Origin of the sequence: Halorubrum sp. CGM4_25_10-8A (assembly GCF_005435025.1) — an archaeon.
Taxonomy (GTDB): Archaea; Halobacteriota; Halobacteria; order Halobacteriales; family Haloferacaceae; genus Halorubrum; species Halorubrum ezzemoulense.
Genome location: NZ_SGTX01000005.1, coordinates 185,911 through 197,564 on the forward strand (window position 1 = coordinate 185,911; position 11,654 = coordinate 197,564).

6 protein-coding genes are annotated in these 11,654 nt (G+C 57.4%); 2 read left to right on the forward strand and 4 right to left on the reverse strand.

Features of this window, described 5'->3' with window-relative positions; genetic code table 11:
* Nucleotides 1–88 precede the first annotated feature (88 nt).
* Nucleotides 89–2,440: a PGF-CTERM-anchored ABC transporter substrate-binding protein gene (locus EXE52_RS08170; RefSeq protein ID WP_199239136.1), complete on the forward strand. Its 2,352-nt coding sequence runs from the start codon at nt 89–91 to the stop codon at nt 2,438–2,440.
* A 533-nt stretch (nt 2,441–2,973) separates the two neighbouring features.
* Here the strand turns inward: EXE52_RS08170 and EXE52_RS08175 are convergent.
* Nucleotides 2,974–5,559: a hypothetical protein gene (locus EXE52_RS08175; protein ID WP_099289216.1), complete on the reverse strand. Its 2,586-nt coding sequence runs from the start codon at nt 5,557–5,559 to the stop codon at nt 2,974–2,976.
* A gap of 152 nt (nt 5,560–5,711) precedes the next feature.
* Between EXE52_RS08175 and EXE52_RS08180 the strand changes: the two genes are divergently transcribed.
* Nucleotides 5,712–7,148 carry a sugar transferase gene (locus EXE52_RS08180; protein ID WP_099289217.1) on the forward strand — a complete coding sequence of 479 codons (1,437 nt, stop codon included), beginning with the start codon at nt 5,712–5,714 and terminating at the stop codon, nt 7,146–7,148.
* A 410-nt stretch (nt 7,149–7,558) separates the two neighbouring features.
* Here EXE52_RS08180 and EXE52_RS08185 read toward each other — a convergent pair whose 3' ends face one another.
* From EXE52_RS08185 to EXE52_RS08200, 3 genes are all read right to left on the reverse strand, one after another.
* On the reverse strand, nt 7,559–10,024 hold the full coding sequence (locus EXE52_RS08185) for an RND family transporter (RefSeq protein ID WP_137703627.1): 2,466 nt from the start codon (nt 10,022–10,024) through the stop codon (nt 7,559–7,561).
* An 81-nt stretch (nt 10,025–10,105) separates the two neighbouring features.
* Nucleotides 10,106–10,849 carry a COG1361 S-layer family protein gene (locus EXE52_RS08190; protein WP_049933431.1) on the reverse strand — a complete coding sequence of 248 codons (744 nt, stop codon included), beginning with the start codon at nt 10,847–10,849 and terminating at the stop codon, nt 10,106–10,108.
* Nucleotides 10,850–10,950: 101 nt separating this feature from the next.
* The coding region (locus EXE52_RS08200) for an RNA-guided endonuclease TnpB family protein (RefSeq protein ID WP_137703628.1) at nt 10,951–11,654 on the reverse strand (704 nt) is incomplete at its 5' end.

Consider the following 11,654-nt stretch of genomic DNA (forward strand, 5'->3'; position numbering starts at 1 on the left):
TCAATAGTTTAATCAGACACATAACACATTCCAACGCAAGCAAGGTTGGAATAATAAAAATTATATTTTACAAGCGCGGCTGCCAACTGTGAAGAACTTACGAGTGATTCTACTGGCGGTGGTTGTGGCGACAGCAGTTGTTGGCGCCTCAGGAACCGCCGCTGGCGCACAGTCAGTAGGAGCAGAGTTTGAACACGCAGAGAGTGAAAGTCTGTCTACCAATTACAGCGGTCAGGAACCGATGCAGACAGCAGGAAATAATACCTGTGGGTTTCCGCTCAACGTAACTGATGCGACAGGGACAGAAATCACGCTTGATGAACGGCCGGATCGGATCACAACAACAAATCCGTCAGCAGCCCAGACTCTCTGGGAGATCGGTGCGCAAGACCGGGTTGTTGGTGTAACCGAATTTGCGGGGTACTTGAGCGGGACTGACAGCAAAACAAATGTCTCCGCAGAATTCGGTGTCAGCGTCGAAAAAGTCGTCGCAACCGATCCCGATCTTGTGTTAGCACCGAACGCCTCAGCTGATCAAGTCGCAGATCTTCGTGCACAGAATCTCACGGTCTACCATTTCCCGGCCGCGACCGATATCGATGACATTGCGGCAAAAACAGAGCGCACAGGCCGTCTTGTTGGAAACTGCGAGACAGCAGCGGAGGTAAACACCGAGATGAATCAGACTGTAGAGGATGTAGAAAGCCAGACTGCTGAGCTTGATCGTCTCGATGCACTGTACCCACTTGGGGGAGGCTTCGTCGCGGCTGACAATACCTTCATCAACGAAATCATGAAGATTGCTGGGACAACCAACGTCGCCGCGTCAGAGGCAGATGGGTATCCACAACTCTCGGATGAAGTCATCCTCAAAACAGATCCTGAGATCATACTCGTGACCGATACAGAGGGCGCAATTCTTGATAGAGAACCCTACGCGAGCACAACTGCTGGGGCAGAAGATAACTATGTAGTTATGAATACAAATTATCTAAACCAGCCGGCGCCCCGGAGTGTGATTGAATCGACCAAAACTCTCGCTGCTGCTGTTGAAGATCTTCAAGCCAACAAAACAGAAGAGACAGTCAATAGTAGTGGTACGTGTGGGTTCCCACTTACTGTAACAGACGCAACAGGGACAGAAATCACGATTAATGAACAGCCAGATCGGATCACGACAACAAACCCATCAGCTGCCCAGACCCTCTGGGAGTTAGGTGCGCAAGACAGGGTTGTCGGTGTAACCGAGTTTGCGGGGTATTTGAACGGGACTGCCAGCAAAACAAATGTCTCCGCAGAATTCGGTGTTAGCGTCGAAAAGGTTGTTGCGACTAATCCCGATCTTGTGTTGGCACCGAACGCCTCAGCTGGACAAGTCGCAGATCTTCGTGCACAGAACCTCACTGTTTACCATTTCCCCGCTGCTACCGATGTCGGTGACATTGCGGCAAAAACAGAGCGCACAGGCCGTCTTGTTGGAAACTGTGAGACAGCAGCGGAAGTAAATACTGAGATGAACCAAACGGTGGAAAATGTAGAAAACCAGACCGCTGAGCTTGATCGTCCTGACGCACTGTATCCGCTTGGAGGCGGGTATGTCGCTGCTGACAATACCTTCATCAACGAAATTATGCAGATTGGTGGGACTACTAACGTTGCTGCGTCAGAGGCAGACGGGTATCCACAGCTCTCAGATGAGGTAATCCTCCAAACAAATCCTGAATTGATAGTTGTGACAGACTCTGAGGCGTCGATTCTTGAGCGACAGCCGTATGCTAGCACAAACGCAGGTGAGAACGGTAATTACGTCGTATTAAACAATAATTATCTCAACCAACCTGCGCCTCGCAGCGTTATCGAGTCAACGAAAACGCTCGCAAACGGTGTTGAGGAGCTTCAATCAGAGGATGCCAAAGACGATAGAAGTAGAACAGATGAGTCCAGTGGCTCAAGTAGTGACGATGATGGTAGGAATGAAGAAGATGAGCAAGACGAAGTAGTAGATGCGAACAAAACGGCTGTAGACACGAACGAAACAGCTGTGGATACGAACGAAACGGCAGTAGATGAGAATGAAACGGCAGTAGATGAGAATGAAACGGCTGTGGACACGAACGAAACGGCTGTGGATACAAACGAAACAGCTGTGGACACGAACGAAACGGCAGTAGATGAGAATGAAACGGTTGTGAATGGTAATCAAACAGCCACCGATACATCAAGTAAGGAGAGCACTACCTCAGCAGAGCCCAATGACACCTCTAATCAAGAGGGCAATGAAACCGAGACATCGAATGATGTTGTCAATCAAGAGACTGAGCAAGACGGTGGACCATCCAATACAACTGATGATGGGACAGAGTCAGAGGTTCCTGGATTCGGGATCGTCGTAACCGTATTAGTAATTCTTGGCTTCGCATATCTATCACCACAGAGATAGTACCTCAGTTACCCACAAATCGACTGCCCCACCTCAAGGGGCGAGTGAAGTACCTCGGGGTCAAGCCCCGAGGCTTCACGGTCTTGGGGCCGCACCGAGCCCGCAGGCGAATTTAATTCCCCTCGACCTTCCCAGATGGGTCGGCTGGAATTAACACCCGAACACGCCGATGTGTCCGTGAGGGGCGGCCGCTCCACCACGGCCCGACAACTCCCGTCTCACCGCCGTAGCGGGTTTTGAGAGGAGTCGCATTTCCAAACTGCCGAACGACCAGCAAAGGAATTGAGGTCTTCAATTCCATGCTTTGGGGGTGGTTTCTGGCCGTTACAACCCTATTTGTCGCTAAGTGTATTAACTACCATCTTACCGAGGTGAAAGTGAAAGTGAGCGTACGGCCTTCACCCTTGGGTCAAGCCCCGAGGCACTCGGCCTGCTCTATCTGTAGAGGAGGAGAGGGTAGGGTAGGGTAGGGTAGTTCAATGGGATTGCGCACTACGTATTTAAGTAACTCGAAAAGTCGATACCGAGACAGACTATTTCGGCTGAACGACTGTTTGATTACCGTTGTGAACAGCGTCATCGCTTACGGTCACAGATTGTGTTCCAACCTGATACTCTCCGGGGTGTGCGACCCGGATTGTTGCGGTTCCGTTCGAGACAGTAGCGTGGCGTACATACTCGAATGTTGTGCCAGTTGCTGTGACTTCACCGGACGAATTGGGCACAGTCACAGTTGTTGTTGCGGTCACCGTTCCATTTTCGACGCCGACGGAACTGGGCTCTGGCACGGAGATCGTCGCGCCGGGGACGACCGCAAAGGTCCGGATCCCCTCAGTGGAAGTGAGTAGCTGGTAATGGCCGGTTGCGGTGGTGTCGTTGACGCCGGCGCCGAGCCCATCATAGAGGGCTGTGTAAGTAGACTCCGTTGGAGGTGCGTTTTCGCGTTCAGTGACGACGACGTACCCGACACGATCTTGAAAGCGGTTGTACCATTCGTCTGGGTGCGCAGCGGTAAGGAACTGATCGTAGTTGCTTCGTGCATAGCCGTAACTGCGGGCTTCACCGTTCACAAAGTAATTGTACATTCGGTTGTCGCCCCACTGGCTCAACACGAAGTTCTGTGGGTACTCACGGTCAGCGTCCTCGGCGTGAGAATCAACCGTAAGCGTAGCGTCAAACTGCGCGCGATCATAGGTAGTCTGTCCGACGAGTGACGGGACGAGGAGAAGGTTGAACAACAACACGAGCGCGACCGTCGCGGCCAGATACCCCCGCAATCGGGTTCCTTCAGGCAGCGCGAGCGACGTGATCGCGGTCCCTCCATCCGGTTTGCTGTTCGCTCCGGCGCGACTCGGTCGACCACGGCTCGATTGACCGCGAGTCGACGAGGAGTCGGTGCCGTTGCCGCGACCGAGGGCGGCTACAGGACGTGCGATGTCTATTGCCGACAGGAGGTAAACAAGACCGATCCCCGCGAAGGGCGCAATCATGATCGCCAACTGCCCGGCAAAGCGGACCTGAATCGTTGCGAGCAGCGTGTAGTACCACGCAAAGCAGACTAAGACGAGCCAGCCGGGCTTGTAACGGCGCGCGACCACCCACGTCGCGACTGCGAGGACGGCGATTGCGAAGTAGAAACCGAGGCCGAGCTGGAGGAGCGGTCCGAACACTACCGCAAAATCCGGGCTGAATAGCGAGACTGTCTCGGAGATGCCTTCCCGAAAGAACAGATCGTCGGCGCGCGTCCGGAGTCGTTCGATATCGCCCGGACGCAGGCGCGCATAGGCGACAAGCCCCCCCACGGCGACGACCGCCTCTGCCGCGACAAGGGCAAGCGGCGGAAGCGAGACGCGGCGCCACAACTCCCCTAGCCCGACAACGACAAACGCACCGCCCGCGACGAGGACGGGCGTGACCGCGGCGATCGACTCGTGCCAGCCTAACGCGAGGTGTGCGGCGAGCGCTCCCGCAGCGCCGAGCGCGAGCCCAGCAAGCAGGGGGGCGTTTGCGTAGGTCGGGGAGAGGTCCCGCCGAACGTCGAGCGCAACGCGGAGCCCGACGACAGCCGCGACTGGGACGAACGTGAGCGGCGAGCCGCCGTAGGCGTGAGCGGACGCCGCTACGGCGACAGCGAGCGCGAGTGCAATGGGCCACATCGTTGTGTTCTGTGCGTGGGCCCGCGCGATGGCCTGCTGGTCTGGTTCGGTTTCGGACTGGGCGTCCCGGCGGGAAAGGTCGACACCGAGCGCGGTCAGTGTGGCAACGAGCAGACCGAGCCACAGGTACTGGTGGGCCTGATGGTCAAGGAAGCCCACGGAGGTGTACACGACGTTGACGGGCGCGAGCCCGTAGAACAGCACGGCGGCGAGCGCGACACGCACATCGCTGGTGAGCAGGCGTGCGGTCCGGTAGACGAAGTATCCCAGACAGACGGACGCCACGACCGGAAGCCACGCGGCGACCACGGGCGCAGCGTCGACGCCACCGAGCAGGACCGTCAGCCACCAGTTGACCGCGTGGGCAAGCGGACGCGTGCCCGCGGCGCCGCCCATGTCCGCGAACAGCCCCAGATCGAAGATTCCGTCCGCGCGAGCGGCCAGCTGCTCCTGCCAGTAGCGGAAAAAGTACGTGTCGTTACTTGGGGAGACGACGAAGCCCTGCTGGAACACCGCAGGCGCGGCCACGAGGCGCGCGCTGGCGACCACAAGCAGCCCTCCAAGAAGCCCGAGGAAGGTGAGAACGTCGACGTCAGCTACCGAGGAGACTCGCGACATCACGATATCACCGGCGGCTGTCTCACTGCCATCGTCATCGCTTCCCTCGGTAGCTGTGGACGAGTCAGTGGCAGCGTCAGTCGTATCGGCAGCGTCGGCCGGCCCCGACTCAATCGCGGCGCGGATCGCGTTCGGATTTTCGAGCCGGTAGCCAGTATCGACCTCATGGGCGAGGTCGCGGGCGACAAGCTCGCCGAACCGACCGGAGTCGAGGTCGATGTCGGCAAACGTCCACGGCTCGTCGCGGGCGTCGCGCTCAACGAGGGCCGCGAAGGCGTCTTCCGCTTCGGGGTGGTCAGCGAGGAACTCGCGCGCGGCCGCGGTCGTCTCCTCAGGCGAGGGCATTGGCTGTCACCTGTCGGGCGCGCCGATTAGCGGTTTCGGTCGTGGACGGGCCCACCCTCGGGTTCGGAGGCGTCGCGGGCGAGCGAGACCCCTCGATCCGACCACCGGAGGAAACATAGTGTTTAACTTGACACACTTATCACGGATCAGTAATGGACACCGGATGGCGGTACCGGCTCGCGAGCGTGGGAGGCGTCGCTGCCCTCGTTGGGCTCGCGGTGATGCTCGCCAACAACGCGACTGTTCAGGCGGCCGCGGCGATGGTTCCTGTGCTCGGTCGGCTGCCCCCCGACCCACCTGCGGGCGCGGAGTTCGTCATCGAGGTGGCGCTGACCGTGGTGGTCGTTGCGGGTGCGTTTGTCCCCCTCTACAAGCCGCGCCCGCGGCGGATTCTCGATATCGTCGCGCTCGCACACAAGCGCACGTTCGTGGCCGTGTTCGCGCTGGCGACCATCGGCTACTTCGATTACACGTACAAGGTGCCGCGGCTGACGCTCGTGTTGATCACGCCGCTGCTGTTAGTCATCCTGCCGGTGTGGTTCATTTGGCTACGCCGCCCCGAGGCGCGCAGCGAACGCGCGATCATCGTTGGGGACGACCCGGGTCAGATTGCCGAGATCGCAAGAGGCGCGGAACTCCCGCTACTCGGCTATCTCTGTCCGACAGTGATTCGCTCGCTGCGGGGTACCGAGTCGGAACAGGAAAGCCGGGACGCCGGGGCTCCCGGTATCGCACATGCCGCGGACGGCGGTCAGCGTTCGCTCAATATCTCTCGGCTTGGTGGCCTCTCTCGACTCGAGGATATCCTCGTCGAACAGGATATCGACACGGTCGTACTCGCATTTGCCGACCCCGACCGCGCAGAGTTCTTCGGCGCGCTCGATGCGTGTTATGAACACGGCGTGGCAGCGAAAGTTCACCCAACACATGCGGACACGGTGTTGACGGATACATCGGACCCGAATGCGTCACTCGTCGATGTTAAGATCGAACCGTGGGATATCCAAGACTACATGTTCAAACGTGGCTTTGATATCGCCTTCTCACTGACCGGACTCATCGCGCTCGCACCCATCATCGTAGGCATCGCAGTCGCGATCAAACTCGAAGACCGCGGCCCGGTGTTGTACCAACAGGAGCGCACAGCCGTATTCGGAGAGACATTTCCGGTTTTTAAATTCCGATCAATGACACCTGAAGGCGAATCGGCAACGCCAGTCGAAGACGACGATAATGATCGTATCACGCGGGTAGGTCGAGTGCTCCGCCAGACGCATCTCGACGAGATCCCTCAACTGTGGTCGATCCTCCGCGGAGACATGAGCGTCGTCGGACCGCGTGCTGTGTGGACCGAAGAGGAACATCTCCTTGAAGAAGAAACCAAGACATGGCGGAAACGGTGGTTCGTCAAGCCCGGCCTGACCGGACTCGCGCAGATCAACGATGCCAGCAGCGTCGACCCACGCGCAAAGCTCCGGTATGATCTTCAGTACGTTCGTGAACAGTCGTTCGCATATGACCTCAAAATTGTCGCGCGACAGCTCTGGAAGGTCGGTGTGGATGTGGTAATAGCAGTGTGGCCGTGGTGACATTTTCCTCACCTGAAACAGTAGTTGCCGAATCAATTCCCCGTGTGATTAATCCATGACAATTAAATTAGAATTAATATAGGTGACGACCTCCATATAAATGCGTATTGCCATCAAAGACGATCGCGTTAAGTTACGCAGAAACGCAAGCCGGCAAGAGTATCCCGCGAGTTTTGGAAAGCCGATTTATATACTCAAGATAGGTAGTAACTCCGGGAGAAACAGGATCTGCCTTCTCAGTTCTCCTTCTCGTTGATCCTCAGAACACGATCCGCTACAACATTCCAGAACACTACAGAAAATCGCATGACAGCAGCTAGGTGAGTACTAACTTAACGCGACCTCAAAGACGGGAGAAAAACATCCGAGAAGCGACTTTTGATAAACACAAACTAAAGGAGACACGGCAATCACGTCGAGTCGACCACGATATCGTAGGTGTTCGTCCATCTGGCCAGCAGCAACGCAGACGCCGGTAGAAAGACGAAGGCGGTCACCAGCGCGAACGTCATCGCAAGCGCGACGGCGATGCCGAAGTTTGCGAGCACGGGGAACTGTGAAATCCCAAGCGCACCGAATCCAAATAGCGTCGTCGCGCCAGAGCCAATGACCGGCCGCGACTTACGCACCATAGCCTCACGCATCGCTACTACGGGGGTCGATCCGCGCTCAAATAGCTCTTCTTTGAACCGCTCATGGACGTGTATCCCATATGTGATCCCCGCACCGAGCGCAATCGAGCCGGTCGCAACGGTGAGGGGATTCCACGGGATACCTAGTAGGTACATCGCTATCGAAATCAGCATCACGGCGCTGATAGCGACGCTAACAACGAGCAACACAGACTCGCGGACTGATCGCAACGCTAATGCGAGAAACACTGTTGCCAACCCGAAGCTCAATACGGTCATCGGATCGCGGCCAGAGGTCACATTCTCGATCACGTTCCGGTTGACGACCGGTTTGCCAGTGACGGCGGTCCGCTCGGTGACAAGGTGTCTATCGGCAGTCGCCTCCGTGTCGTCGATCAAGTGTCTAACTTCCTCGCCTTCAATATCGTCGACGAATAGCTGAATGACGAACCGATCCGGAGTGTCTTCACGACTCCCGACCGGCATGAGGTCGGACGCCGCCTGCCGGTCAACCGTATCGATAAGCCGTGTCCGGCGCTCTGGGATGTCCCCCCCGGTGGCCATCTCGACAGCAGTGACTGAACTCATCGCAGCGTTTACGTCGTCATGATCTTCAATAGCGGTCTCGAAGGCTGATGCCCGCCTGAACGTCGTCGGCGAGTAGGCATCTTTGCTCTCTACTAGGAGGTAGATTACGTTCGGGCTCTGCGCAGTGCTTTCGAGTTCTTCGAGATCGTCGCGCTGTTCGATATCCGGCCAGTAGTCAAGCATTTCCTGAGTCGTCGGTACATCGTGATACACAGCCGCGCCGCCGCCGATTGCCGCGATCATAAGCAGAATCACGATAAGGGGCGACGCAGCGATCCCACTAGATAATGTACCGATGAAACGCTCGAACGCAGGCTCGTCGTCACTGAGGACCCCGCTCGATTGGTCGTTGGCCGACGGCTCAGGAGAAGGAGAGTTTTTATTTTTGCTATCCGTCGAAGAGTTTCTCTCGGCCGCAGTAGCGGCTGCTGTCGCTTCGGTGGTGTCTGAAGCTGTTGGCCCCGTCTGGTCGTACTCGTCATCGTCAAATTGAACCAACAGCGCGACGAGTAGCGTGAGTGACAGCGCGGTCGCAGCGATTACGCCAAACGCCGCCGTCGCGCCGAGTTGCCGAGTCGGTGGCACTGCCGAAACCAACAGTGCGCCAAGACCGATCGACGTCGTCGCCATCGCTAACAACAGCGTGTTCCCAGTTGTGCGTGCAGCCGAGGCTGCAGCGTCAACGGGTTCTCGCCCTTTCTCACGCTCTTCGATGTACCGCGTATGTAGTTGGAGGCTGAAGTCGATCCCGAGTCCAAGCGCGATTGGGAGGACGCCGAGCATAATCGCGTTGAAGTTGAACCCGACGATTCCCATCATCCCGAGCATGTACATGAGCGCAACGAGTGCCGTCCCGACGGGAAGAAACACTTTCCACGTTCGGTACAGTCGCCCACGCATGACCAGAAACACCACGGAGAAGATGATAGCGAACGCAACTGCGAACAGTTGGATCATCTCAGGGAGCATGAGTCCGAACGCAGCGTTTTCGAACACCGGCGCGCCGGTGACCGTGACATCAACGTGTGGCGGCACGGTCACATGATCGGTTGCATCTGATACCTTATCGGTGAGGTACCCTGCTGCCGTTCCGGGGAGAAACCCAAAGTACTGGTCTTCTGCGTCTGGGACATCAACCTGCCCGTAGGTCGCAACGATCAATGCCGTTTCTCGGTCGGGGTTCACGTTGTTCACGAGCGCCGCCGTGCTCGTGTCGGTTGATTCAACGCGATTAATTGCGGCGCGGACCTCTCGCTCGGTTGCTGGGATCTCCCCGCCATTTCCTCGTTTGACTACGTCCGCGAGGCTCGTAACACTGGAGAACTTATCGGTCGCTGTGTACCGTCTGTCAAGCCGGTCTATCGTTCGAATCGTTTCTGGTTCATAGAGGTGATCGGTCTCGATCATCACGAACACGTTGTTCCCGAGATCGAACGCGTCGTCGGCTTTGACCTCCTGCCAGTTTTGATTCGTCTGTGAGCTGTCGTCAATATATAACTCCATCCCGAGGCTCATTTGGACAGAAAGTCCGGCAATAGCGAGCGAAACGACCACGAGCACAGCTACGACACTAAACACAGTCCGGCGGTTCTCAGCAGAAAACCGTCCGAGTCGCTCTAAGCCGTCACGAAGTGGGGTTGGTCCGTCGTCAGTCATGTTCTCTGTCGTCTGTCGTGTCGCTGGTTGGTCTGCCTCGTAGTGCCCCACGAACTGATGGTGTTGTACCCAGTCACGGAGTTATGCCGACCACGGGAGTCCATCGCCTTGCCGGCGCACGTAGACGGTTACACCGGCACCGACGAGTCCGACACCAACGAGCGGCAGGATTGAAAATACTCCAAGCCCGTCATTCTCTTCGACCTGGACAGGAATCTGATACGTCTCGGACATCATCGACTTGCCGCGCTCGTCATCGTACCGGAAGTCAATACTCGCAGCGTATCCTTTCGGGTTGGCGTCGCTGGTCGCCGAGAGCTCAAACACTAGCGTCGTCGACTCGCCGGGGTCGAGCGATTCGATGTATCCATCGTCGTCATCGCTGTCGAGCGGGTCACTCGTGCCGAGACTCGCCTCGATGTTGGTGAGCGTCTGGTTCCGGTTGTTGGTGACTTCGATCTTGATGAGTCGCGAAGAATCAACACCAATAGTGGCGTTGGAAGCTGCCACTCGGAAGTCGTCACGGCGTGGGGCAATTGCGGTCACAAGCGAGACGTCATTGTCGTACCGCTGCTCATCAGCGTCCGTTCGGTACTGTACCCGCATGTCAAGAGACTTTTCGACGGCTTCAGCATCACGGGTCGCGGCAATCGGAAGCCGAACGGTAGCAGACTCACCCTGTTCAAGCGTCCCCGCAGACACCGATCCTACAAGGAGCCGCAGCGTCGGGTACTCACGAGCGAAATCGAGGGCGACATCGTTTGCGGTGCGGGGCCCCTCGTTGGTTACCCGGACTTGGATGGTGGTCTCTTCATCGACTCGCACGGTCCCATCAACAATATCTAGGGTAAACTACCCTACCCTACTCCCTCGGCGCTCCGCGCCTCGGTCCTTGAGGGTAGGGCTTTGATGTGGACTCCCGGCAATCAGTCGCCAGCAAGAGGCTGGTGACTCTCACCGTTCAACGTCCCACCATTCACACGCACGTCTACTGGTGCGTCTCCGCTCCCCGACTTGGGCGAGGAACGGAGTTTGTGTTGTCGCTTCCGAGCGTACCGCACGCCAATATTCTTTGCAGCGTTATAATCCGCGTTCAGTTCATACCCACACTTCTGGCACTCGAAGTGTTCGCCCTGGCGGTTGCCGTCGTGCGTGAACCCACAGTCCGTCCGAGAACAGCGTTGGGATGTATGGGTCGGCTCGACCTGCTCTACAGAGACGCCCTGTTCAGGGGCTTTGTAGGAGACGTATTCAAACAGGCGTCGGAACGCCCAGACGTGGTGCCACTTCGCGTGTGGAAGCCGCTCTCGAATGTCACTCAAGTCCTCGAATGCGATCACGTCGCAGTCGTGTTCGACGGCTTCCGAGACGAGTTCGTTGGCGATCGTGTGGATGTACTGTTTGCGCCAGGCTTCCTCTCGCTTCCCGAGACGAAGCAGGGCCTTGTGTGCGGCCTGCGTGCCGCGTTGTTGCATCTCGCCACGTCGCTTCTCGAACTCACGGCACCAGTGGTCGTAGTCGTCCCCCTGCCAAAACGTGCCGGTTGAGGACACAGCGAGGCTGTTGACGCCGAGGTCGATACCGAGGACCGTTTGGTCGGAGTGCCCGGTATCTTCCGAAACCTCATCGT

Coding starts and splice junctions, on each gene's coding strand:
- EXE52_RS08175 (WP_099289216.1), bottom strand. CDS start 5,559: ATGCCCTCGCCTGAGGAGACGACCGCGGCCGCGCGCGAGTTCCTCGCT.
- EXE52_RS08180 (WP_099289217.1), top strand. CDS start 5,712: ATGGACACCGGATGGCGGTACCGGCTCGCGAGCGTGGGAGGCGTCGCT.
- EXE52_RS08185 (WP_137703627.1), bottom strand. CDS start 10,024: ATGACTGACGACGGACCAACCCCACTTCGTGACGGCTTAGAGCGACTC.